The following is a 21,679-nucleotide window of genomic DNA, read 5'->3' as shown; positions in this document are numbered from 1 at the left end:
CGGATGTCGCAGAAGGTTCAGTTTGCGCGGATGAACGGGCTTGGAAACAAGATCCTCGTCATCGACATGCGCGGTCGCGCCGGGCGCGTGACGCCGGAAGCGGCGATTGCGCTGGCCGCTGACCCGCAGACGTCCTTCGACCAGATCATGGCCGTGCACGATCCGAGAGCGGCCGGCACGGATGCCTTCATCGACATTCTCAACTGCGATGGCACCAAGGCGCAGGCCTGCGGCAATGGCACGCGCTGCGTCGTGCAGGCGCTTGCGGCCGAGACGGGCAAGCGGCATTTTCTCTTCCACACGGTTGCGGGCCTGCTGGAGGCCGACGAGCATCCGGACGGCTCGATTTCCGTCGACATGGGCAAGCCGCGGCTTGGCTGGAGCGAGATCCCGCTGGCCGAAGAATTCCACGACACGCGCCGCATCGAACTGCAGATCGGGCCGATCGATGCGCCCATCCTGCATTCGCCGGCCGTTGTTTCCATGGGCAATCCGCATGCGATCTTCTGGGTCGAGAAGGATGTCTGGTCCTATGATCTCGAGCGCTTTGGCCCGCTGCTCGAAAATCATCCGATCTTTCCCGAGCGCGCCAACATTACGATCGCGCAGGTGACCGGCAAGGACACGCTGACGACGCGGACCTGGGAGCGCGGGGCGGGGCTGACGCTCGCCTGCGGGTCTGCGGCCTGCGCGGCCGGGGTCGCTGCGGCACGGACCGGACGGACGGGACGGCGGGTGACGATCAAGGTTGCCAGCGCCCTGCCGCCCGGCGAGCTTATCATCGACTGGCGCGAGCGCGACGATCATGTGGTGATGACGGGCCCCGCGACCTGGGAATGGTCCGGAATGGTCGATCCGCAGACGGGTGAATTTTCGCGCGATGCGGCGGATGTGCCGGAGGCGGCGGAGCGTTGAGCGTCGAGGTCATCACCTTCGGCTGCCGGCTCAACACCTTCGAAAGCGAGGTCATGCGCCGCGAGGCCGAGGCCGCCGGGCTGCGGGGGGCGGTTCTCGTCAATACCTGCGCCGTGACAGGCGAGGCGGTGCGCCAGGCGCGCCAGACGATCCGCCGTCTGAAGCGCGAACAGCCGGGCGCGCGCATCGTGGTGACGGGCTGTGCCGCGCAGGTCGAGGGCGCTGCCTTTGCCGCCATGCCGGAGGTGGATGCCGTTCTCGGCAACGAGGAAAAGCTGAAGCGCGAAAGCTACGTGGCCCTGCCGGATTTCGGTGTCGAGGCGGAAGAAAAGCTTCGCGTCAACGACATCATGAGCGTGACGGAAACGGCGCCGCAGTTCGTCGATGGCATCGACGGGCATGTGCGGGCTTTTTTGCAGGTGCAGACGGGCTGCGACCATCGCTGCACCTTCTGCATCATCCCCTATGGCCGCGGCAATTCGCGCTCCGTGCCGATGGGCGCCGTGGTGGATCAGGCGCGGCGATTAATCGAAGGCGGCTACCGCGAGGTGGTGCTGACGGGTGTGGACGCCACCAGCTATGGCGGCGATCTGCCCGGCCGGCCGACGCTCGGGCAACTGGCCAAGACGCTGCTGAAGCAAGTGCCGGAGATCGCGCGGCTTCGGCTCTCCTCGATCGACAGTATCGAGGTGGACACGCATCTTCTCGACCTCATCGCCGACGAGCCGCGCTTCATGCCGCATCTGCATCTGTCATTGCAGCATGGCGACGACATGATCCTGAAGCGGATGAAGCGGCGCCATCTTGCCGCCGATGCGCTCGCCTTTGCGCAGACGGCGCGGCGGCTGCGGCCCGAGATGAGCTTCGGCGCCGACATGATCGCGGGCTTCCCGACCGAGACGGCGGAGATGGCGGAGAATTCCGCGCGCCTTGCCGAGGCGATGGGGATCGCGCACCTGCACGTCTTCCCCTACAGCCCGCGTCCGGGCACGCCGGCGGCGCGCATGCCGCAGCTCGATCGCGGGCTTGTGAAAGCGCGGGCGGCGGCGCTTCGCGCTGTCGCCGAACGCCTGCACGTCCGCCATCTCGACAGGCTCGCCGGCAGCCGGCAGATGATCCTCGTGGAGCGCAACGGCATGGCGCATACGGAGGATTTCACGCTGGTTGCGGCACCCGGTCTTTCGCCCGGTGCCCTTGTGGGCGTCACCATCACCGGCCACAATGGCCGTCATCTTCAGATCGGGACGGTTGCCGACGCTGCGGCGTGAGCGCTTTCCCCGGAAACGGACAGTTGCATGGCCTTCGGCTTCATCAAGAAAGTCTTCACCTTCGGCAAGGATCAGCCGCAGCCCGCCGCCGATGCGGTGCTGCCGCCGGACGAGACTGCCGAACGCGCGCTGGAGGCCTCCGAGGCCTGGGCGGTGCCGGCGGAGGACGAGTCGATTGCGGCCTTCAAGGAAACGCATGGAGATGAGGTCGAGGTCGTCCCTGAGCCGATGCCAGACCTGCCGACTGCCGAGGATCCGGTTCTCGATGCCGAAATGGAGACCGCAGGCGGTCCCGTCGATGACGACGAAGAGGACATTGCGGATCTGGCCCGGCTGGACGGCATCGACGGGAATCGGAGCGACGCGGATACGCGCGATGCCGAGGCAATCGTAATTGAGGACGCACTGGCGGTCGAGGTGGTGGAGCCTGCTTCCGTGCCGGCTGGCGAGGCCATCCTGCCCAGGGGCTTTGCCATCGGCTCTGCGCCCGTGACGCCGGAGCCTGCGGTTGCCGCCGCGCCGCGCCTCAGCTGGTTCCAGCGCCTGCGCGCCGGTCTTGCCCGCACCTCCTCGCAGCTGACAGGCCAGATCACCAGCCTTTTCACCAAGCGCAAGCTGGACGAGGCGACACTGCAGGATCTGGAAGACCTGCTGCTGCAGGCCGATCTGGGCTTCGAGACGGCCATGCGCATCACCGATACGCTGTCCTCGGAACGTTACGGCAAGGACGTGACGGGCGAGGACGTGCAGCGCATCATGGCCAACGAGATCACCAAGGTGCTGGAGCCGGTCGCCAAGCCGCTGGCGCTCGATCTGTCGCACAAGCCGCATGTGATCCTCGTCGTCGGGGTCAACGGCACGGGCAAGACGACGACGATCGGCAAGCTGGCCGCAAAGCTTTCCGGTGCCGGCCTCAAGGTCATGCTGGCGGCGGGCGACACGTTCCGTGCCGCGGCCATCGAGCAGCTGAAGATCTGGGCCGACCGTACCGGCTCGGGTATCGTCTCGACCAAGCTCGGCGCCGATGCGGCGGGGCTGGCCTTCGAGGCCTACCAGCAGGCCAAGGCCAATGGCACGGATGTGCTGATCATCGACACCGCCGGCCGGCTGCAGAACAAGACGGAGCTGATGGCCGAGCTTGAAAAAATCGTCCGCGTGCTCGGCAAGATCGATCCGGATGCGCCGCACACGGTGCTGCAGACGCTGGATGCGACGACGGGGCAGAATGCGCTGCAGCAGGTGGAGATCTTCCGCAACGTGGCCGGCGTCTCCGGCCTCATCATGACCAAGCTCGATGGCACGGCGCGCGGCGGCATTCTCGTCGCCATCGCCGCCAAGCACAAGCTGCCGGTCTATTTCATTGGCGTCGGCGAGGGTATAGACGATCTGGAGCCTTTCGAGGCGAAGGATTTCGCCGCTGCGATTGCCGGCACGCCGCACTGACATGGTTTTGCCGCCATGCGGGTGTGTGGCTGCTGGCAGAGGCTTCCCGGATGCATACGGCATCCACGGGGCTGACGACGAACGAGACGCAATGAGGCAAGCAGGAGCCTGACGCCGATGTCCACCGCCGAACCGGGCAAGATCACGCCGGAACAGCCCCGTCAGGAGCTCAGCGCCGTGCCGAAGCTCATTCTCGAACTCGGGCCGCTGCTGGTCTTCTTCTTCGCCAATTCGCGCGGGGAATGGCTGGCGACGCGCTTCCCGGTTCTCGCCGAGTTGGGCGGGCCGATCTTCATCGCCACCGGCCTCTTCATGGCCGCGACCGCCATTGCGCTTGCCGTATCCTGGGTTCTGACGCGCACGCTTCCGATGATGCCGCTGATCTCGGGCATCGTCGTTCTCGTCTTTGGCGCGCTGACCCTCTGGCTCCAGAACGATACCTTCATCAAGATGAAGCCGACCATCGTGAACGCGCTTTTCGGCACTATCCTGCTCGGTGGCCTGTTCTTTGGAAAATCCCTGCTCGGCTACGTGCTGCACTCCGCCTTCAGGCTGACGGACGAGGGCTGGTACAAGCTCACCTTCCGCTGGGGCGTGTTCTTCCTGTTTCTGGCCGTGCTCAACGAGGTGATCTGGCGCCATTTCTCGACCGATTTCTGGGTTGCCTTCAAGGTCTGGGGCACGATGCCGATCACCATCGTCTTCACCATGTCGCAGCTGCCCCTGATCATGCGTCACACCATCGAGGAAAAGCCGGAAGCATGACGGGCCTGGTTCCGGCAGCCGAGGGCGGCAATCGAAAACTGGCGTGGCTGGGGCTCGCAGCCCTTCTGCTGATCGCGCAGATCATCACGCTGCGCGCCATGGGCCGCATCTGGATCTGCGATTGCGGCTTCGTGAAGCTGTTCGAGGCCAACGCGACCGGTCCCGGCAATTCCCAGCATATTGCCGACTGGTATACCTTCTCCCACATCATTCATGGCTTCATCTTCTACGCCGCAACCAAGGCCGTCTGGCCGCGTGCCTCAGCCGCCTTCCGGCTCGTTCCGGCGGTCATCGTGGAGATGGGGTGGGAAATCCTGGAGAATACGCCGCTCATCATAGACCGTTACCGGTCCGCGACCGTCTCGCTCGACTATTACGGCGACAGCATCCTGAATTCGTCGATGGATACGATCTTCATGGCGATCGGATTCCTTGCAGCGCTGCGCCTGCCGGTGGCTTTCACCATCGGTCTTGCCATCGTCTTCGAGCTGCTGACCGGCTATCTCATCCGGGACAACCTGACGCTCAACGTCATCATGCTGGTCTGGCCAGTCGAGGCCATCAAGGCCTGGCAGGCTGCGCTCTGATACCGAGGATCTTTCGTCGTTAGGGAAAGAAGCGAGATGCCGAACCCGGTTTGGCGTCAGCGGGTTAAACAGCGCTTGTCCGGTTGCCAGCCAGCACGCTGCGTGCCGTTGCCGGGCGGGCTTCGGCCGACGCTCGGGCCGGTTACCATCCGATCCAGGATCAGCTCTTCGCCAGCGCCTTCTCGATCGCCGGCTTCAATCCCTCTTCGAGGCTCTTGTCGTCGAACGGTCCAACGCGCTTGTAGAGGATCGTTCCATCAGGTGCGACGAGATAGGATTCCGGAATGCCGTAGACGCCCCAGTCGATGGCCGCCTTGCCGCGCGGATCGATGCCGATGGCGTGGAAGGGATTGCCGAGCTCGCCGAGGAAGCGCAGGGCGTTTTCGTTCTGGTCCTTGTAGTTGATGCCCACAACCGTCAGGCGCGGATCCTTCGACAATTCCAGAATGATCGGGTGTTCCTGCCGGCAGGGCACGCACCAGGAGGCCCAGACATTGACGAGCGTCAGCTTGCCGGCGATCGCGGCGTCGGTGAGCGCCGGCATGGGCTTTCCGTCGCGTGTCGCCCCGGAGAGCGGTTCGAGCGCAAGCGTCGGCGCTTTCGTGCCGATCAGCGCGGAGGGGATGACGCTGGTGTCGCGACCGGACTGGAGCTGAGCCCAGAAGATGTAGGCGAGCGCCCCGAAAATGACGAGCGGCATCAGTGCGAGCAGGATGCGCAAGGGGCCCCCGCGACCGGCCGGTGTGGTCTCAGGTGCCGGCGCCCCGGCGTCCGGTTTGCTGGTCTCGATGCTCATGCGGACTGTTCCGGTGCGGTCTGGGCGGTGGCGGAGCGGCGGCGGATGCCGGATGCTTCCAGCGCCGCAAGCGCGCGCTGTCGGCGGCGTCCGCCGAGATAGATCGACAGGATCAGACCGATCACCGTCACGGCTGCGATGATGTAGGATGCGAGCACATAGGTCGTGTGGGTCATGTCAGGCCTCGCCCTTGCCGGCCAGACGGGCGGCCTGGCGGCGCATGGCCATCATGCGGCGATCCCAGATCTCGTTGCGCATGGCAGCGGTGTGGAGCGTGAAGAAGAGCAGCGTGAAGGCGGCGGCCATGACGAGCAGCGGACGCAGGAATTCCGCATCGATCGCCGGACCGTCCATACGCATCACGCTTGCCGGCTGGTGCAGCGTGTTCCACCACTCCACCGAGAACTTGATGATGGGAATGTTGACGAAGCCGACGAGGATGAGGATCGCCGAGACGCGTGCGGCCTTGCCCGGATCCTCGAAGGCGCGGTTGAGCGCGATCAGGCCGAGATACATGAGGAAGAGCACGAAGACCGATGTCAGCCGCGCATCCCAGACCCACCAGGTGCCCCACATGGGCTTGCCCCAGAGCGAGCCGGTGACGAGCGCGAGGAAGGTGAAAACGGCGCCGATGGGGGCTGCTGCCTTGGCCGAGACGTCGGCCAAGGGGTGGCGCCAGACCAACGTGCCGAGGGCAGAGATCGCCATGACCGTGTAGCACATCATCGACAGCCAGGCCGAAGGCACGTGGATATACATGATGCGGACGGTTTCGCCCTGCTGGTAATCGCCTTCGGTGGAGAAGGAGAGGTAAAGCCCGACCGCAAACAGGATGGCGGTCACGGCCGAAAGCCAGGGGAGCACGCGTCCGGCGAGCGCCAGGAAGCGGGTGGGATTGGCAAGATCGCTGATCCTGCGGATGGCAAGGCTCTGTTCGCTCATGACACCTGTTTACCGTGTCTGCCGGCTTCCGGCAATTGACCGCGATCAACGGCGTTATCGCCAGTTGCGCCTTTTCAGGTTCGATCCGGGCGCCCGTCTCAGTCGCTGGCGTTGCGCAAGGCGGCGGCGGCAGCCAGGGGTCCGATCACGGCGAAGAAGAGTGTGATGGCGATGAGGATCAGGAAGGGCGGCAGGAAGGGTGCCGGGTCCTCGACGGCCGCATAACTGGCGCTGACGCCGAAGATGAGGACGGGGATCGCCAGCGGCAGGACGAGGATGGAAACGAGCAGGCCGCCGCGGGGCAGGGAGACGGCGACCGCAGCGCCGACCGCGCCGATGAAGGTGATGGCCGGCGTGCCCACGACAAGCGTCAGCATGGCGGCGCCGATGGCCGTCGCATCCATGTTCATGAAGAGGCCGAGCAGCGGTGCCGCCAGCGCCAGCGGCAGGCCGCTCGACAGCCAGTGCGCCAGGCATTTGACGAAGACGGTGACGATGAGCGGCGTTTCCTGCATCAGCAGGAGATCGAGCGAGCCGTCCTCCCGCTCGGCCTGGAAGAGACGGTCGAGGCCGAGAAGGGCGGCGAGCAGTGCGCCAATCCAGAGAATCGCGGGACCGATGCGGGCGAGCAGGTTGAGGTCGGGCCCGACGCCGAAGGGAATGACGGCGACGACCGTCATGAAAAACAGGATGCCGATCAGCGCGCCACCGCCGGCGCGGACCGAAAGGCGCAGGTCGCGGACAAGGAGCGCCATCATCGCCGCATACTCCGGCGGATGCGGTGCGACAGGCGTTGGCCGCTCACCATGCCAGCTCCTCCTCGCGTGCCTCGAAGCCTTTCATGAAGAGGGCCTTTGCGCCTTCGAAGCCCAGCGGCTGGTGCGTGGCGGCGAGAACGATGCCGCCGGCGGCGCGGTGGCGGTGCACGAGATCGGCAAAGAGGGCTTCGGAGGCCGCATCGAGGGCTGCGGTCGGCTCGTCCAGGATCCAGATGGGGCGGCCAGCGACGAGAAGCTTCGCCATGGCCATGCGGCGCTGCTGGCCGGCCGAAAGATAGCCATAGGGCAGGTGCAGGATGTCCGGCAGGCCCACCGCTTCGGCCGCCTCATCGATCGCCTGACCACGCATCGGTGCGACATCGCCGAGAAAGCGTTTCCAGAAGGCCAGGTTTTCCTCCACGGTCAGTTCCCGCTTCATCGCATTGCGGTGGCCGAGATAGTGACAGGCCTCCGCCACCCGCTCGATCGGGTGCTCAGCAGACGTCATGCGGACGGTGCCGAGATCGGGCTTCAGAAGCCCCGCCACAACGCGCAGAAAGGTCGATTTTCCCGAACCGTTCGGGCCGGTCACGACGAGCGCTTCGCCGGCCTCCAATGTGACGGTTATGTCGCGGAAAACAAAGTCTTCTCCGCGCCGGGCGGCCAGTCCTTCGACGCTGAGGAGAAGCGGCATTCACGTTCCCTTTACGACCTTCGTCGCAATGCAAAAAAATCTCGCCCGACGGCCTGTCCCGGTCTGGCACGTTCCGGCGAAATTATCTATAACGCCCTCAACACGCCAGCGGTCGGCGTGAATTTCATTCTAGCGCCGAACATGGAAGACTTTCCACGTACGGACAGCGGAAATGGCCGCACCCGCATCCCATATCGCGCCGCCAGGCGCTCGGGCGTTCGTACGTCAGTTTTTGGCGATCAAACGGAGCGGGAGTACCCAGTGTCCAAATCCCTCGACAGCTTCAATTGTCGTTCCACGCTCACCGTGGGCGGCAAGGAATACGTCTATTTCAGCATCCCCAAGGCTGAGGCCAACGGTCTCGCCGGCGTGTCCAAGCTTCCCTACTCGATGAAGGTTCTGCTCGAGAACCTGCTGCGCAACGAGGACGGCCGGTCCGTGCGCAAGGCCGATATCGAGGCTGTCGCTGCCTGGCTCACCAACAAGGGCCTGACGGAAGCCGAAATCGCCTATCGCCCGGCCCGCGTCCTCATGCAGGACTTCACCGGCGTTCCCGCCGTGGTGGACCTGGCAGCCATGCGCGACGGTATCAAGGCGCTTGGCGGCGATCCGGAAAAGATCAACCCGCTCGTTCCCGTCGATCTCGTCATCGACCACTCGGTCATCGTCGATGAATTCGGCACGCCGAACGCCTTTGCCCGCAACGTCGAGCTGGAATACCAGCGCAATGGCGAGCGCTACCGCTTCCTGAAGTGGGGCCAGCAGGCCTTCAAGAACTTCCGCGTCGTTCCCCCGGGCACCGGCATCTGTCACCAGGTGAACTTCGAATATCTCGGCCAGACCGTCTGGACGAAGGACGAAGACGGCGAAACGATCGCCTATCCCGACACCTGCGTCGGCACCGACAGCCACACGACGATGATCAACGGTCTCGGCGTTCTCGGCTGGGGTGTGGGCGGTATCGAAGCCGAAGCCGCCATGCTCGGCCAGCCCGTCTCCATGCTGCTGCCGGAAGTGATCGGCTTCAAGCTGACGGGTACGCTGAAGGAAGGCGTGACCGCGACCGACCTCGTGCTGACTGTCGTGCAGATGCTGCGCAAGAAGGGCGTTGTCTCGAAGTTCGTCGAATTCTTCGGTCCCGGCCTCGACACGCTGCCGGTCGCCGACCGCGCCACCATCGGCAACATGGGTCCGGAATACGGCGCGACCTGCGGCTTCTTCCCGGTCGATGCCGCCACCGTCGGCTATCTCGACATGTCCGGCCGCTCCAAGGACCGCATCGCGCTCGTCGAAGCCTATTCGAAGGCGCAGGGCATGTGGCGCGACAATGACGGCGCCCAGCTCGTCTTCACCGACACGCTCGAACTCGACCTCAACGACGTCGTGCCCTCCATGGCCGGCCCGAAGCGTCCGGAAGGCCGCCTGCCGCTCGAAACGATCGCGCCGAACTTCGCGACCGCGCTCGAAGGCGACTACAAGAAGCCCGGCCAGCTTGCGAGCCGCTACGCCGTCGAAGGCGAGAGCTTCGACCTCGGCCACGGCGATGTCTGCATCGCCGCCATCACGTCCTGCACCAACACGTCCAACCCGAGCGTGCTGATCGCGGCCGGCCTTCTCGCCCGCAACGCCGTTGCCAAGGGCCTGAAGTCCAAGCCGTGGGTAAAGACCTCGCTGGCTCCGGGATCGCAGGTCGTCGGCGAATATCTCGAAAAGTCGGGCCTCCAGAAGGAGCTCGACGCGCTCGGCTTCAACCTCGTCGGCTTCGGCTGCACGACCTGCATCGGCAATTCCGGCCCGCTGCCGGCGCCGATCTCCAAGACCATCAACGACAAGGGCCTGATCACGGCCGGTGTTCTCTCGGGCAACCGCAACTTCGAAGGCCGTATCTCGCCCGACGTTCAGGCAAACTACCTGGCCTCGCCGCCGCTCGTCGTCGCCTATGCGCTGGCCGGCACGGTGCAGAAGGACCTGACGAAGGAGCCGCTCGGCGAGGACAAGGACGGCAACCCCGTCTACCTCAAGGACATCTGGCCGTCCTCGCAGGAAGTGCAGGACTTCATCCAGAAGTACGTAACGCGCGAACTCTTCGAAACGAAGTATGCCGACGTGTTCAAGGGCGATGAAAACTGGCAGGCCGTGCAGGTGCCGGAAGGCCAGACCTACGCCTGGGACGACAAGTCGACCTATGTGCAGAACCCGCCCTACTTCGTCGGCATGCCCAAGCAGGCCGGCACGGGCGTCGAGAACATCGTGAACGCCCGCGTTCTCGGTCTCTTCGGCGACAAGATCACCACCGACCACATTTCCCCGGCCGGTTCGATCAAGGCGGCCTCGCCCGCCGGTGCCTACCTCATCGACAACGGCGTCGGCGTCGCGGACTTCAACCAGTACGGCACGCGCCGCGGCAACCATGAAGTCATGATGCGCGGCACCTTCGCCAACATCCGCATCCGCAACCACATGCTCGGCCCGAACGGCAAGGAAGGTGGCTACACGATCCACTATCCGTCCAAGGAAGAGATGTCGATCTACGACGCGGCCATGAAGTACAAGGCCGAGGGCGTTCCGCTCGTCATCTTCGCCGGTGTCGAATACGGCAACGGTTCGTCGCGTGACTGGGCTGCCAAGGGCACCAACCTGCTCGGCGTGCGCGCCGTCGTCGCCCAGTCCTTCGAGCGCATCCACCGCTCGAACCTGGTCGGCATGGGCGTCATCCCCTTCGTCTTCGAGGAAGGCACGACCTGGGCGTCACTCGACCTCAAGGGCGACGAGACGGTGACGATCGAAGGCCTCGACGGCGAGATCAAGCCGCGCGAGAAGAAGATCGCCAAGATCACCTATGGCGACGGTTCCGTGAAGGAAGTGCCGCTGGTCTGCCGCATCGATACGCTCGACGAAGTCACCTACGTCAACAATGGCGGCATCCTGCAGACGGTTCTGCGCGATCTCGCCGCCTGATCGTCTGATCCTCAATGAAACAGGAACGCCGGGGCTCTCTCCGGCGTTCTCTTTTTTGTGACCGTCCCAGCAGCGCGGCAGGGCGATCATTGTCCGGTCGTGAATCACGCTTCCGCGGCAGGCAGTTGCGGTTTCTCAAGCAATTTCCGATGCCTCCGGCCCAGCGGCCGTCTCACTCCAACGTGACTTTGCGTGGGCCGGGCCCCGCGCTAGAGACGGGTGAACAACCTTTCACGCCTGTGCCAGACACCTGGCCGGGAAATCGGAATGAACGGGTCCGGCCGTCAAATCTCATCGCCTGCTGATGGGAGTCGTGCGCAGGGCCAGCTTGAACGGACCACCATGCGACGGATCGGGTGCATAGTTTTGGCGGCTTTCATGGCCATCGGCACGGGCGCCGTTGCGCAGGCCGCAAGCCATATCGTCGCGCGCCCGAAGGCGGTCGTGGAACTCTTTACCAGCCAGGGCTGCTCCTCCTGTCCGCCGGCCGACGAGGTGATGAAGTCGCTGATCCGGCAGGGCGATGTCGTGGCTCTCGCCTATCACGTAGATTACTGGAATTATCTCGGCTGGAACGACACGCTGGCATCGAAGGACAATACGGCGCGCCAGTATGCCTATGCCAAGGCGCTGGGCCGGGCCGGTGTCTATACGCCTCAGGCCATCGTCAACGGCGAGGACCATGCCAATGGCCGTGATCTCGGCGGCATTCGCGCCAAGATTGATGATCTCGGCAAGTCAGGCAAGGGACTGACCATCCCGGTCGATCTCAGCATGAACGGCCAGGAAATCGATATCGCCATCGGCGCGGGTCCGGAAGATCGGAAGGGCACACCGCTTGCCAATGTCGTCGTCGTCTATTTCGATGTCCAGGAGCGGGTGAAAGTCGAGAAGGGCGAAAACAGCGGCCGCGACATCACCTATGCCCACCCAGTTCGCGACGTGCAGACGATCGGCATGTGGGACGGCAGCGCCAAGCGCTTCACCCTGCCGCGCTCTGTGCTCGAGGCGGCAGACCGCAATGGCTGCGCGATCCTGCTGCAGGCAGCGACATCGGATGGGGGTCCGGGCCGAATCTTAGGCGCGGCGTCGATCACGGTGTCGGAGATGGTGCAGGCGGCGCAATAGCTCCTGCGACGGGACTTGCGTTGGCCTGCCATTGGCATTCTTTCGAGGGGCCGGCCCGGCCGCACCGAGGGGGCTGGGGCTTGAGGGTTTCGACACGTCCGGACCGACCCTGGCGGATGGAGAGCCTTACGATACGCGGCGTCCCACCTGCAGCTTTCGGGAATGCGGGGCAAGCTTTCCCGTAAGCTCGCGGAGTTTCGATGCCGAATGGGGCGTGGCTTGGGCCGAAATGGGGCATTCCTGGACCGATTGCATGGCTGTGCCAGACCGTGTCGGGTGGCGAAGAGCCGGCTTGCATTTTGAGGTCTGTCAGGCACACTGTCACTCATCTGTCACGTGAGATGCGGAGATGAGATGACGGATGCAACGGATGTGACGCCTGGCGAAACGAGAGCGCCGGTGGTGGTCGATCTCCAGGAATACCGGTCGCAGAAAGATCCGCTGCCGATCACATTCCACAGGCGGGAACTGGACCTGATCCTCCGGGTCTATGGGCGCATGGTGGGCGAAGGCGAATGGCGCGACTATGCGCTGGACCATCTGAAGGACCGGGCCGTCTTCTCGGTCTTCAAGCGCTCCGGCGAGATGCCGCTTTTCCGGATCGAGAAAAACCCCAAGCTTGCCAGTCGCCAGGGCGCCTTCAGCGTGGTGAACACGCATGGGCGCATCCTGAAGCGCGGCCATGATCTGGCGCAGGTGCTGAAAGTCTTCGATAGCGCGCTGAAGCTGATCGACAAATAGTCTTGCTCAGACGCGGTAGAGCGTGTCCGGATAGGTGCCGGCCTCTGGATGGGTCTCGTGGCCGTCGCCCAGTTGCAGCTGCATGAAGACCGTATCTAGCCATCGGCCGTGTTTGTAGCCGGAACCTTTCATCGTGCCGCAATCGATAAAGCCAGCGGCGCGGTGCACGCCGATCGAGGCCGGGTGCGCCCCTCCGATGACGGCGACCATCTGGCGGAAGCCGAGCGTGGTGCAGCGGGCGACAAGCTGGTCGAGGAGTGCCCGGCCGATGCCCCGCCCACGCGCTTGCGGGCCGAGGTAGATGGAATCCTCCACCAGGAAACGGTAGGCCGAGCGGGTGCGGAAGGCGGAGGCATAAGCATAGCCCAGCACCGTGTCGTCGGCGTCGGTGGCGACGATATAGGGGTAGCCATTGCCGGTGATCGTCGCAAAGCGGGTCGCCATTTCCGCCTCGTCCGGCGCTGATATCTCGTAGGTCGCCACGCCGTTTTCGACGGATTCCCGATAGATGGCGGTCAGCGCCGGGATATCGGAGGGGCGTGCGTCGCGGATCGTGAAGGTCATGGCGGGGCCTTGGCACTTGATGAGGGTATCGGCGGCCGAGATGCCGGTCCGCTTTCTGGAGAACCGTGTCGCCGGGCGCCCGGCTGGCGTTCGATGCTCCATCCCACATCGTCAAAGGCGGATCAAGATAGCGGCGACCGGCCCGACTGATCCTTATCCGGATATCCATTTCGCTTCGTGGGCCATTTTTGCAAAGGCCTGCTCTTGCATTCGTCGCTGCGATCGGGAAACGTCCGTGAGCCACAGATTTTCAGGAGTTTCCCGATGTCCTCCAGACGTCAGTTCCTTGCCGGCATGGCCGGTCTCGCTGCCGCGCTCTTTACCACCGCTCCCGCCTTCGCATCCGATCTCCCCGATCTCGGCGGCAAGACCGTCGTCGTCGTGACGGAAAATGCCTATCCGCCGCTGCAGTTCGTCGAGCCCTCGACCGGCAAGGCGATCGGTTGGGAATATGATGCGATGAACGAAATCGCCAAGCGGCTGAACTTCAAGGTCGAGTACCAGAACACCTCCTGGGACGCCATGATCCAGTCGGTGTCGGACGGGCAGTACCAGATCGGCATGACCGGCATCACCATCAAGGAAGACCGCAAGGAGAAGGTCGATTTCTCCGATCCCTACATGCGCTCCGAACAGTTCCTGCTGGTGCGCGGCGACGAGAAGCGCTTCACCGACGGCAAGAGCCTCGGAGCCTTCGCCGATGGCCTGATCGGTGCGCAGCCAGGCACGACGCCCTTCTACACCGCCGTCTACGAAGTGCTCGACGGCAATGAGCAGAACCCACGCATCAAGCTTTTCGAAACCTTCGGTGCCACCGTACAGGCACTCAAGGCCGGCGACGTGGATGCCGTCCTCACCGACGGCACGGCCGGCAAGGGCTATGTCGATGCCTCCAATGGCGGGTTGAAGCTGATCGGCGGGCCGCTCGGCAGCGAGGATTTCGGCTTCATCTTCCCGAAGGGGTCCGATCTCGTCGCGCCCGTCAATGCCGCGATCAAGGCACTGAAGGCGGATGGCACCTTCGATGCCCTGAACAAGAAGTGGTTCCTCGACTACAAGATGGGCGGCTGATCCCGAGAGAATGGCTGTCTCGCCCCCTTCCGGCAGCGCAGGCACGAACGACCGGCCCTGGTGGCTGGTCGTTCTCGTGTTGATTGCGCTTGTCCTTGCCGGCGTCATCATCGCCAACGACCTGTATGCGCAGGTGTTCACCACCGTCATCAAGGGGCTGGGCGTCACCGTCTTCGTAACCATCGCCGGCTTCAGCCTCGCGACGGCGCTGGGGCTCGGCATTGCGCTGATGGGGCTTTCCGACAGTGCTTTCCTGCGGCAGGCGGCGCGGTTCTATACCGAGGTCATTCGCGGCATCCCCATCCTCGTCCTGCTGTTCTACATCGCCTTCGTGGGCGCACCGGCTCTTGTGGCGCTGATCAACGTGCTGCTCTCGCCGCTCGTATCCCAGGGTCTTGTCGAGCCGATGCAGGTGCGCGATCTCTCACTGATGTGGCGGGCCATCCTGGCGTTGATGATCGGTTATTCCGCTTTCATTGCCGAGGTCTTCCGTGCAGGCATTCTTGCCGTGGACAAGGGCCAGATCGAAGCGGCCAAGGCGCTGGGGCTCAGCGGAACGCAGCGGTTCCGCCTCGTCGTCTTTCCGCAGGCGCTCAGAACCATCCTGCCGCCGCTTGGCAACGATTTCGTTGCCATGGTCAAGGACAGCTCGCTCGTCTCCGTGCTCGGTGTCGCCGACATCACGCAAATGGGCAAGGTCTATGCCTCTGGCTCCTTCCGCTTCTTCGAGACCTATTCGATCGTCGCCTATGTCTACCTCATCCTGACGATCGGGCTGTCGCTGCTGCTGAGACGACTGGAGCAGCGTTTGCGGCTTGGACGGCAGGCGGTAGAGTGAGAAAGCTCTCAGGAAATTCTTCTTTCTTTCCGGAACCTTGAAGCTGTTTTCGCATTCCGCTTCCGTCAATGGTAAGCGGAGATGATCCAATGAAGACGGTCCTCGCGGCTGTTGCCGGCATCGGTGCCAGCGTGCTTCTCGTTTCGGGCGCAGTCGCGGCGGCATCCGTCTTCGTCAAGCCGGACGCGCCGCACGCCTTCGGCACCATCGATGCCCCGCTCTGGACCTTCACGCCTGTCTATCTCAGTCGCCAGGGCCAGACGGCGGCGGAGATCATGGCCGCCAATGCCGGCCACCCGGCGGCGGTGCAGACGGCATCCTCCTCCTCGGCGTCCCTTGCCCCGCCGACCGAGGGTGCCATCGAGCCATCCTTCAGCGAGGAACACATGGCATGGTGCGCCGAGCGCTACCGGTCCTACCGCGCGGATGACAACACCTATCGCAGCTATTCCGGTGTCATGAAGGCCTGTCATTCGCCCTTCGAGAGTGCGCCGGTAGCGGTTTCGGAGGAGGTCGCAGGCGCTATCGTCGCCGACGCCCCCCGGACAGATGCGGCGGCGGCGTGGTGCAAGGCGCGCTATCGCTCCTATCGCGAGTCCGACAACAGCTACCAGCCCTATGGCGGGGCACGCCGTCCCTGCCTTCCACCTTCCGAAATCGCGTTCGCCGCGCCGTGAGGCAGGCGCGAACGGCAGAATTGCCGAGCGCTCAAAAAATTGCTATGTGCCCGTCATGGAATCCAAATTCGGACTGAATTGCCGGGGAGTCGTCGTGCTGCAGGACCACAAGCGCCTGCCGGCCCGCTTTTTCTCGTGCCTGTCCGGCGCGCTGAACAGCCTTCGCGGCTAGGCCCGCCTTCCGCGGCCGGCGGCTATCCGGCCTTTGCCTTTCCGACATTTCTCGACATCACGGGATGAAACGCCATGAGCGCACCGCGTACACTTTACGACAAGATCTGGGACGACCACGTCGTCAGCCAACAGGAAGACGGCACCTGTCTGCTCTACATCGACCGTCACCTCGTGCATGAGGTGACGAGCCCGCAGGCCTTCGAAGGGCTGCGCATGGCCGGCCGCAAGGTTCGCCATCCGGAAAAGACGCTCGCCGTCGTCGATCACAACGTGCCGACCTCGCCGGACCGCAAGCTCGGCATCAAGAACGAGGAAAGCCGCATCCAGGTCGAGGCGCTCGCCAAGAATGCGGCCGATTTCGGCGTTGAATACTACTCCGAAAACGATGTCCGCCAAGGCATCGTGCACATTGTCGGTCCGGAGCAGGGCTTCACCCTGCCGGGCATGACGATCGTCTGCGGCGACAGCCACACCTCCACGCATGGCGCCTTCGGTGCCTTGGCCCATGGTATCGGCACGTCGGAAGTGGAGCACGTTCTGGCCACCCAGACGCTGATCCAGAAGAAGGCCAAGAACATGCTGGTGCGCGTCGATAACCAGCTGCCGCCGGGCGTCACCGCCAAGGACATCATCCTTGCCATCATCGGCGAGATCGGCACGGCCGGTGGCACCGGCTACGTTATCGAGTTCGCCGGCGAGGCGATCCGCTCGCTGTCGATGGAAGGCCGCATGACGATCTGCAATATGACGATCGAAGGCGGCGCTCGCGCCGGCCTGATCGCGCCCGACGAGACGACGTTCGCCTACGTCAAGGACAAGCCGCGCGCGCCGAAGGGCAAGGCGTGGGACATGGCGCTCGACTACTGGAAGACGCTGCACACGGATGAAGGCGCCCATTACGACCGCGTCGTCGTGCTCGATGCTGCCAACCTGCCGCCGATCGTTTCCTGGGGTTCTTCCCCCGAAGACGTGATCTCGGTGCAGGGTTCGGTTCCGAACCCGGACGAGATCGAGGATGAAAATAAGCGCACCTCCAAGTGGCGCGCGCTGGACTATATGGGCCTGAAGCCGGGCACGAAGATCACCGACATCGCCGTCGATCGCGTCTTCATCGGCTCCTGCACCAATGGCCGCATCGAGGATCTGCGCGCCGTCGCCAAGGTCGTCGAAGGAAAGACCGTCGCTTCCACCGTCAGCGCCATGATCGTCCCGGGCTCCGGCCTCGTGAAGGAACAGGCCGAGAAGGAAGGCCTGGACGCGATCTTCAAGGCCGCAGGCTTCGACTGGCGCGAGCCGGGCTGCTCCATGTGCCTTGCCATGAACGACGACCGGCTGAAGCCGGGCGAGCGCTGCGCCTCGACGTCGAACCGCAACTTCGAGGGCCGCCAGGGCTTCAAGGGTCGCACGCACCTCGTCTCGCCGGCCATGGCAGCGGCCGCGGCGATTGCCGGCCATTTCGTCGATATTCGCGAGTGGAACTGATCCTTTTCCGCTGAGACGGAAAAACGAAGGCCCCGGATGGTGCTCCATCCGGGGCCTTTTGCGTTTGGTCAGGGTCTCAGAACGTTGCCGTCATCGGGTCCGGCCCCATGCGCGCACCGGCATCATCGAGTTTGGCGATCAAGGCCAGATCGTCGGCGTCGAGCGCGAAGTCGAAGACCTGGAAGTTTTCGACGATGCGGCTTGGGGTGACGGACTTCGGGATGACGACGAAGCCCATGTCGATGTGCCAGCGGATGATGACCTGCGCGGTGGTGCGGCCGTGCTTGGCGGCAATGGCCGAGAGCATGGGATGGCCGAGCAGCTTGCCCTGGCCAAGCGGGCTCCAGGACTGGGTGATGATGCCGTGGCGCTGGTGGGCCTCACGGGTGACAGCCTGCTGGAAATCGGGATGCAGTTCGATCTGGTTGAGGACGGGCACGACGCCGGTCTCGCCGATGATGCGATCCAGATGTTCGGGGTAGAAATTGGATACGCCGATCGAGCGGGCGCGGCCTTCCTCCTTCAGGCGCACGAAGGCCTTCCAGGTATCCACGAAAAGGCCGCGATGCGGCGACGGCCAGTGGATGAGGTAGAGATCGACGTAATCGGTGCCGAGGCGTTCCAGGCTTTCGTCGAAAGCGCGCAGGGTGGTGTCAAAGCCCTGCCGGTCGTTCCAGAGCTTCGTCGTCAGGAAGATCTCGCCGCGGTCGATGCCGGAGGCCTTGATGCCCTCGCCGACGCCGCTTTCATTGTCGTAGATGGCGGCGGTGTCCACGTGGCGATAGCCGGTTTCCAGCGCGGTGCGTACACAGTCGGCGGCGCTGTCGTTCGGCGTCTGCCAGACGCCAAGGCCCACTTGCGGAATGGTCTTGCCATCGTGAAAGGTGATCGTCGGCTGGGTGATTGTCACAATCGTCTCCGTTTCGGCTCGGGGAACATCGGGGTGCGCGGCCCTTCGTAAAATCCGTCAGGAGCGGAAGGATGATGCGCACGGGCACGTGAACCCGATATAGGCCGATGAACCCGGATTGAAAGGCCTTTCAAATCACGCGGAGCCGCGTACCGGGGACGATTGCGGGCAGAAGGCGGCGCATCGCGCGCTCGGAAATCGCGATGCAGCCCTCGGTCGGGGTGAAATCCGGGCGGGCAAGATGGAAGAAGATCGCCGAGCCGCCATAGCGCTTGCGGCTCGTCAGGTTCCAGTCGAGAACGATGCAGATGTCGTAGAGGCCGTCGGCGCGACGCATCTCTTCGTGGCTGGCCCGCAGCGGCTTCCGGGCGGGGCGATTGTAGAGGGGGTGGCGCGGTTCGTCGCACCAGAGTGCATCGCGTGCGATGGGCTTCATCGGTAACCGGGTCACGGGCCGCGGGCCACGATCGGTGCGCCAGAAGCCCTCGACCACGCGCATCTCCGCAATGGGCGTGGCGCCATCGCCCTCGCGTTTCCGGCTGGTGCGGCCCGATCGGCCGATCGCGGCCGGGACGGTGATGGATCCGATGGTCAGGAGGCCGCGCTGGCGGTTGCCAGGTAAGGAATGGAGGGTGAGAATGGGCGCTCTTGCGGTCATTTTTGCTGTGCGGTCACGCAGTTGTGCTTCGCCGTGATGGCATTCCCTTCCTAGCACATGCGTAAACCGGGAACAGGCCATCGTTGCGCTCTTGTCAAAGACGGTGGAACGCTTACCTCTAATGAACGCCAAACAGAACCGGATTGCCCATGACCGCTCGCACTCTTCTCCTCGTCGATGATGACAACGACCTGCGTGAAACGCTCGTCGAACAGCTTTCGCTCTATGAGGAATTCGAGACGGTGGACGAAGCCTCCGCCGGCAAGGGTATCCAGACGGCCCGCAGCCGGCAGATCGACCTCGTGATCATGGATGTGGGCCTGCCCGACATGGACGGGCGCGAGGCGGTGAAGCTGCTGCGCAAGGGCGGCTTCAAGGCGCCGATCATCATGCTGACCGGCCATGATACCGATTCCGACACGATCCTCGGGCTCGAAGCCGGTGCGAACGACTATGTAACCAAGCCGTTCCGCTTCGCCGTGCTGCTCGCCCGCATCCGCGCCCAGCTGCGCCAGCACGAGCAGAGCGAGGACGCGACCTTCACGGTCGGTCCCTATACGTTCAAGCCGAGCCAGAAGCTGCTGACGCTGGAAAACGGCCAGAAGATCCGCCTGACGGAGAAGGAAGCGGCGATCATCCGCTATCTCTACCGCGCCGAGCAGAAGGTCGTGACCCGCGACGTGCTGCTGGAAGAAGTGTGGGGTTACAATTCCGGCGTGACGACCCATACGCTGGAAACCCACGTCTACCGCCTGCGCCAGAAGATCGAGCGCGACCCGTCCAATGCGGAAATTCTCGTGACCGAGAATGGCGGCTACAAGATCGTTCCCTGATCGCCGTCTTCCTTCCTTCGATATGCGAAACCATCGCCCCGAAAATCGATTCCGATTTTCGGGGCGATGGTTTATGTCTTGCGGTCAAGCGGTTCGACCGCATCTCCGTCCCGAAGGTTCCTGATGGCGCTTGCCGACGATATTGCCCTGCTCGAAGGCTGCCCGCTGTTTTCCAGCCTCAACCAGGATCGGTTGCGGCTTGTGGCGTTCGGTGCCGAGCACCAGCGCGTTGCGGCTGGCGAGGTTCTGTTCGTGGCGGGAAGCCCGGCAGACTGTGCCTATGTCGTGGTGCGGGGCACGCTGCATCTGACGCGCACCGAGCCCGGGCGGACTGACCACATCGCGACTGTGGGGCGGGGCGCGCTCTTGTCCGAACTGGCGATGGTGTCTGCCGTCCGGCGCAAGTTCACGGCCGTTGCGGCGGAGGAGGCGGATGTGATGCGCATCGGCCGTCCGCTGTTCCAGCGCTTGCTGGAGGAGTATCCCGACGTCAGTCAGGTGGTCGAGCAGCGTATCAAGGACAATCTCGCCCAGTTGATGGATGGCACTGCCGCGCTCGCGCCGCGCTTCGCCTGAGTCTTGCTTCCGGTCAGAGATCGAAGGTCGCGATAACCGGGACGTGGTCCGAAGGCCGCTCCCAGCCGCGCGCCTCGCGCAGGATCTGCATGTCGGTGAGGCGCGGTGCAAGATCGACCGATGACCAGATGTGGTCCAGGCGGCGGCCGCGATCGGCCGCGGCCCAGTCCTGGGCGCGGTAGCTCCACCAGGTGTAGAGCTTCGTGGGCTCCGGCACATGCTGGCGCATCAGGTCCACCCAGTTGCCGCCGGTCATGATCGCGAGCAGACCTTCCGTCTCCACCGGCGTGTGGCTGACGATCTTCAGAAGCTGCTTGTGGGACCAGACATCGTGTTCCAGCGGTGCGATGTTGAGGTCGCCGACGAGCACGGAGGAGATGCCGGCATCGGCGTCCGCCTTCAGGAGCTTCATCTCCTCGATAAAATCGAGCTTGTGGCCGAATTTCGGATTGATGGTGCGGTCCGGCTCGTCGCCGCCGGCGGGAACGTAGAAGTTATGCAGACGAATGCGCTTGCCGCCGGCGGTAAAGATCACCGAGAGGTGGCGGCTGTCGCCGATGTTGCAATAGTCGCGCCGCTCGATCGTTTCCTCGATCGGCAGGCGGGAGATCGTCGCCACTCCGTGATAGCCCTTCTGGCCGTGGATGGCGATATGGTGGTAGCCGAGTGCTTCCAGCGGCGCATGCGGGAAGAGGTCGTTCGGGCACTTGGTTTCCTGCAGGCACAGGATATCTGGCTGATGGGCTGTCAGAAACTGTTCGACGATCGGCATGCGCAGGCGGATCGAATTGATGTTCCAGGTCGCGATCGTCAGGGCCACGGGTTGTCCTCATGAAAAGCAGAAGCCGCGCCGCGGAGGGCGGCACGGCTCTGGAATAGGCTTTTCACGGTCGCAATGCCA

23 protein-coding genes are annotated in these 21,679 nt (G+C 64.0%); 14 read left to right on the top strand and 9 right to left on the bottom strand.

What is annotated here, in order from left to right; genetic code table 11:
- Nucleotides 1-3: 3 nt before the first annotated feature.
- From dapF to ACED18_RS17070, 5 genes are all read left to right on the top strand, one after another.
- Complete coding sequence (gene dapF / locus ACED18_RS17090; protein ID WP_377294451.1) at nucleotides 4-915, top strand: diaminopimelate epimerase; 912 nt, start codon at nucleotides 4-6, stop codon at nucleotides 913-915.
- Entirely contained in the window at nucleotides 912-2,183 is a 1,272-nt protein-coding gene (mtaB, locus tag ACED18_RS17085) for a tRNA (N(6)-L-threonylcarbamoyladenosine(37)-C(2))-methylthiotransferase MtaB (RefSeq protein WP_377294449.1), read from the top strand. Before dapF ends, mtaB begins: the two co-directional genes overlap by 4 nt.
- Nucleotides 2,184-2,210: 27 nt before the next feature.
- A complete protein-coding gene (ftsY, locus tag ACED18_RS17080) occupies nucleotides 2,211-3,626 on the top strand; it encodes a signal recognition particle-docking protein FtsY (protein ID WP_377294447.1) in 1,416 nt (471 codons plus the stop codon).
- Nucleotides 3,627-3,743: 117 nt separating this feature from the next.
- On the top strand, nucleotides 3,744-4,391 hold the full coding sequence (locus tag ACED18_RS17075) for a septation protein A (RefSeq protein ID WP_377294444.1): 648 nt from the start codon (nucleotides 3,744-3,746) through the stop codon (nucleotides 4,389-4,391).
- Nucleotides 4,388-4,978 (top strand): DUF2585 domain-containing protein, encoded by a 591-nt coding sequence (locus tag ACED18_RS17070; RefSeq protein WP_377294442.1) that lies wholly within the window; start codon nucleotides 4,388-4,390, stop codon nucleotides 4,976-4,978. The genes ACED18_RS17075 and ACED18_RS17070 overlap by 4 nt, the downstream gene beginning before the upstream one ends.
- A 160-nt stretch (nucleotides 4,979-5,138) precedes the next feature.
- Here ACED18_RS17070 and ACED18_RS17065 read toward each other — a convergent pair whose 3' ends face one another.
- From ACED18_RS17065 to ccmA, 5 genes are all read right to left on the bottom strand, one after another.
- The gene (locus tag ACED18_RS17065; protein WP_377294440.1) at nucleotides 5,139-5,774 is read right to left on the bottom strand and encodes a DsbE family thiol:disulfide interchange protein; all 636 of its coding nucleotides are present in this window, start codon (nucleotides 5,772-5,774) and stop codon (nucleotides 5,139-5,141) included.
- A complete protein-coding gene (ccmD, locus tag ACED18_RS17060) occupies nucleotides 5,771-5,950 on the bottom strand; it encodes a heme exporter protein CcmD (protein WP_377294438.1) in 180 nt (59 codons plus the stop codon). The genes ACED18_RS17065 and ccmD overlap by 4 nt, the downstream gene beginning before the upstream one ends.
- A 1-nt stretch (nucleotide 5,951) precedes the next feature.
- Nucleotides 5,952-6,716: a heme ABC transporter permease gene (locus tag ACED18_RS17055; protein ID WP_377294436.1), complete on the bottom strand. Its 765-nt coding sequence runs from the start codon at nucleotides 6,714-6,716 to the stop codon at nucleotides 5,952-5,954.
- Between the two features lie 98 nt (nucleotides 6,717-6,814).
- On the bottom strand, nucleotides 6,815-7,474 hold the full coding sequence (ccmB, locus tag ACED18_RS17050; RefSeq protein WP_377294434.1) for a heme exporter protein CcmB: 660 nt from the start codon (nucleotides 7,472-7,474) through the stop codon (nucleotides 6,815-6,817).
- Nucleotides 7,475-7,517: 43 nt separating this feature from the next.
- Entirely contained in the window at nucleotides 7,518-8,168 is a 651-nt protein-coding gene (gene ccmA, locus ACED18_RS17045) for a heme ABC exporter ATP-binding protein CcmA (RefSeq protein ID WP_377294432.1), read from the bottom strand.
- Between the two features lie 261 nt (nucleotides 8,169-8,429).
- On the opposite strand from ccmA, the gene acnA reads away from it, so the two are divergent.
- The 3 genes from acnA to ACED18_RS17030 all read left to right on the top strand — a co-directional run bounded on the left by acnA (nucleotide 8,430) and on the right by ACED18_RS17030 (nucleotide 12,995).
- Nucleotides 8,430-11,126, top strand: a complete 2,697-nt coding sequence (gene acnA / locus ACED18_RS17040; protein ID WP_377294430.1) for an aconitate hydratase AcnA — start codon at nucleotides 8,430-8,432, stop codon at nucleotides 11,124-11,126.
- Nucleotides 11,127-11,504: 378 nt separating this feature from the next.
- Nucleotides 11,505-12,254 (top strand): DUF1223 domain-containing protein, encoded by a 750-nt coding sequence (locus tag ACED18_RS17035; RefSeq protein ID WP_377294428.1) that lies wholly within the window; start codon nucleotides 11,505-11,507, stop codon nucleotides 12,252-12,254.
- Between the two features lie 354 nt (nucleotides 12,255-12,608).
- A complete protein-coding gene (locus tag ACED18_RS17030; RefSeq protein ID WP_377294426.1) occupies nucleotides 12,609-12,995 on the top strand; it encodes a DUF2794 domain-containing protein in 387 nt (128 codons plus the stop codon).
- Between the two features lie 6 nt (nucleotides 12,996-13,001).
- Here the strand turns inward: ACED18_RS17030 and ACED18_RS17025 are convergent, their stop codons facing one another.
- A complete protein-coding gene (locus tag ACED18_RS17025; protein WP_377294424.1) occupies nucleotides 13,002-13,559 on the bottom strand; it encodes a GNAT family N-acetyltransferase in 558 nt (185 codons plus the stop codon).
- Between the two features lie 264 nt (nucleotides 13,560-13,823).
- Between ACED18_RS17025 and ACED18_RS17020 the strand changes: the two genes are divergently transcribed.
- The 4 genes from ACED18_RS17020 (at nucleotide 13,824) to leuC (ending at nucleotide 17,801) form a co-directional block, all read left to right on the top strand.
- Entirely contained in the window at nucleotides 13,824-14,630 is an 807-nt protein-coding gene (locus ACED18_RS17020) for a basic amino acid ABC transporter substrate-binding protein (RefSeq protein WP_377294422.1), read from the top strand.
- Nucleotides 14,631-14,640: 10 nt separating this feature from the next.
- Nucleotides 14,641-15,468 carry an amino acid ABC transporter permease gene (locus ACED18_RS17015; RefSeq protein ID WP_377294420.1) on the top strand — a complete coding sequence of 276 codons (828 nt, stop codon included), beginning with the start codon at nucleotides 14,641-14,643 and terminating at the stop codon, nucleotides 15,466-15,468.
- A gap of 89 nt (nucleotides 15,469-15,557) precedes the next feature.
- Nucleotides 15,558-16,145: a BA14K family protein gene (locus ACED18_RS17010; protein WP_377294418.1), complete on the top strand. Its 588-nt coding sequence runs from the start codon at nucleotides 15,558-15,560 to the stop codon at nucleotides 16,143-16,145.
- A gap of 246 nt (nucleotides 16,146-16,391) precedes the next feature.
- On the top strand, nucleotides 16,392-17,801 hold the full coding sequence (gene leuC, locus ACED18_RS17005) for a 3-isopropylmalate dehydratase large subunit (RefSeq protein WP_377294416.1): 1,410 nt from the start codon (nucleotides 16,392-16,394) through the stop codon (nucleotides 17,799-17,801).
- Between the two features lie 76 nt (nucleotides 17,802-17,877).
- Here leuC and ACED18_RS17000 read toward each other — a convergent pair whose 3' ends face one another.
- Both ACED18_RS17000 and ACED18_RS16995 read right to left on the bottom strand, forming a co-directional pair.
- Entirely contained in the window at nucleotides 17,878-18,705 is an 828-nt protein-coding gene (locus tag ACED18_RS17000; protein WP_377294556.1) for an aldo/keto reductase, read from the bottom strand.
- Nucleotides 18,706-18,841: 136 nt separating this feature from the next.
- Nucleotides 18,842-19,369, bottom strand: a complete 528-nt coding sequence (locus ACED18_RS16995) for a L,D-transpeptidase (RefSeq protein WP_377294414.1) — start codon at nucleotides 19,367-19,369, stop codon at nucleotides 18,842-18,844.
- Between the two features lie 149 nt (nucleotides 19,370-19,518).
- Here ACED18_RS16995 and ACED18_RS16990 point away from each other — a divergent pair, with 149 nt between their 5' ends.
- A complete protein-coding gene (locus ACED18_RS16990) occupies nucleotides 19,519-20,202 on the top strand; it encodes a response regulator transcription factor (RefSeq protein WP_377294412.1) in 684 nt (227 codons plus the stop codon).
- A gap of 123 nt (nucleotides 20,203-20,325) precedes the next feature.
- Nucleotides 20,326-20,778, top strand: a complete 453-nt coding sequence (locus tag ACED18_RS16985; protein WP_377294410.1) for a cyclic nucleotide-binding domain-containing protein — start codon at nucleotides 20,326-20,328, stop codon at nucleotides 20,776-20,778.
- 13 nt (nucleotides 20,779-20,791) lie between these two features.
- Here the strand turns inward: ACED18_RS16985 and ACED18_RS16980 are convergent, their stop codons facing one another.
- Complete coding sequence (locus ACED18_RS16980) at nucleotides 20,792-21,598, bottom strand: exodeoxyribonuclease III (RefSeq protein WP_377294408.1); 807 nt, start codon at nucleotides 21,596-21,598, stop codon at nucleotides 20,792-20,794.
- Nucleotides 21,599-21,679: the final 81 nt, after the last annotated feature.

Origin of the sequence: Rhizobium sp. SG2393, assembly GCF_042610495.1 — a bacterium.
Taxonomy (GTDB): Bacteria; Pseudomonadota; Alphaproteobacteria; order Rhizobiales; family Rhizobiaceae; genus RU20A.
This window is presented reverse-complemented; position numbering and strand designations above follow the sequence as displayed.

Excerpts from the sequence above, each read along its gene's own strand:
- dapF (WP_377294451.1), top strand. The coding sequence starts at position 4 with ATGTCGCAGAAGGTTCAGTTTGCGCGGATGAACGGGCTTGGAAACAAG.
- ftsY (WP_377294447.1), top strand. The coding sequence starts at position 2,211 with ATGGCCTTCGGCTTCATCAAGAAAGTCTTCACCTTCGGCAAGGATCAG.
- ACED18_RS17075 (WP_377294444.1), top strand. The coding sequence starts at position 3,744 with ATGTCCACCGCCGAACCGGGCAAGATCACGCCGGAACAGCCCCGTCAG.
- ACED18_RS17070 (WP_377294442.1), top strand. The coding sequence starts at position 4,388 with ATGACGGGCCTGGTTCCGGCAGCCGAGGGCGGCAATCGAAAACTGGCG.
- ACED18_RS17065 (WP_377294440.1), bottom strand. The coding sequence starts at position 5,774 with ATGAGCATCGAGACCAGCAAACCGGACGCCGGGGCGCCGGCACCTGAG.
- ccmD (WP_377294438.1), bottom strand. The coding sequence starts at position 5,950 with ATGACCCACACGACCTATGTGCTCGCATCCTACATCATCGCAGCCGTG.
- ACED18_RS17055 (WP_377294436.1), bottom strand. The coding sequence starts at position 6,716 with ATGAGCGAACAGAGCCTTGCCATCCGCAGGATCAGCGATCTTGCCAAT.
- ccmB (WP_377294434.1), bottom strand. The coding sequence starts at position 7,474 with ATGATGGCGCTCCTTGTCCGCGACCTGCGCCTTTCGGTCCGCGCCGGC.
- ccmA (WP_377294432.1), bottom strand. The coding sequence starts at position 8,168 with ATGCCGCTTCTCCTCAGCGTCGAAGGACTGGCCGCCCGGCGCGGAGAA.
- ACED18_RS17035 (WP_377294428.1), top strand. The coding sequence starts at position 11,505 with ATGGCCATCGGCACGGGCGCCGTTGCGCAGGCCGCAAGCCATATCGTC.
- ACED18_RS17030 (WP_377294426.1), top strand. The coding sequence starts at position 12,609 with ATGACGGATGCAACGGATGTGACGCCTGGCGAAACGAGAGCGCCGGTG.
- ACED18_RS17025 (WP_377294424.1), bottom strand. The coding sequence starts at position 13,559 with ATGACCTTCACGATCCGCGACGCACGCCCCTCCGATATCCCGGCGCTG.
- ACED18_RS17020 (WP_377294422.1), top strand. The coding sequence starts at position 13,824 with ATGTCCTCCAGACGTCAGTTCCTTGCCGGCATGGCCGGTCTCGCTGCC.
- ACED18_RS17015 (WP_377294420.1), top strand. The coding sequence starts at position 14,641 with ATGGCTGTCTCGCCCCCTTCCGGCAGCGCAGGCACGAACGACCGGCCC.
- ACED18_RS17010 (WP_377294418.1), top strand. The coding sequence starts at position 15,558 with ATGAAGACGGTCCTCGCGGCTGTTGCCGGCATCGGTGCCAGCGTGCTT.
- leuC (WP_377294416.1), top strand. The coding sequence starts at position 16,392 with ATGAGCGCACCGCGTACACTTTACGACAAGATCTGGGACGACCACGTC.
- ACED18_RS16995 (WP_377294414.1), bottom strand. The coding sequence starts at position 19,369 with ATGACCGCAAGAGCGCCCATTCTCACCCTCCATTCCTTACCTGGCAAC.
- ACED18_RS16990 (WP_377294412.1), top strand. The coding sequence starts at position 19,519 with ATGACCGCTCGCACTCTTCTCCTCGTCGATGATGACAACGACCTGCGT.
- ACED18_RS16985 (WP_377294410.1), top strand. The coding sequence starts at position 20,326 with ATGGCGCTTGCCGACGATATTGCCCTGCTCGAAGGCTGCCCGCTGTTT.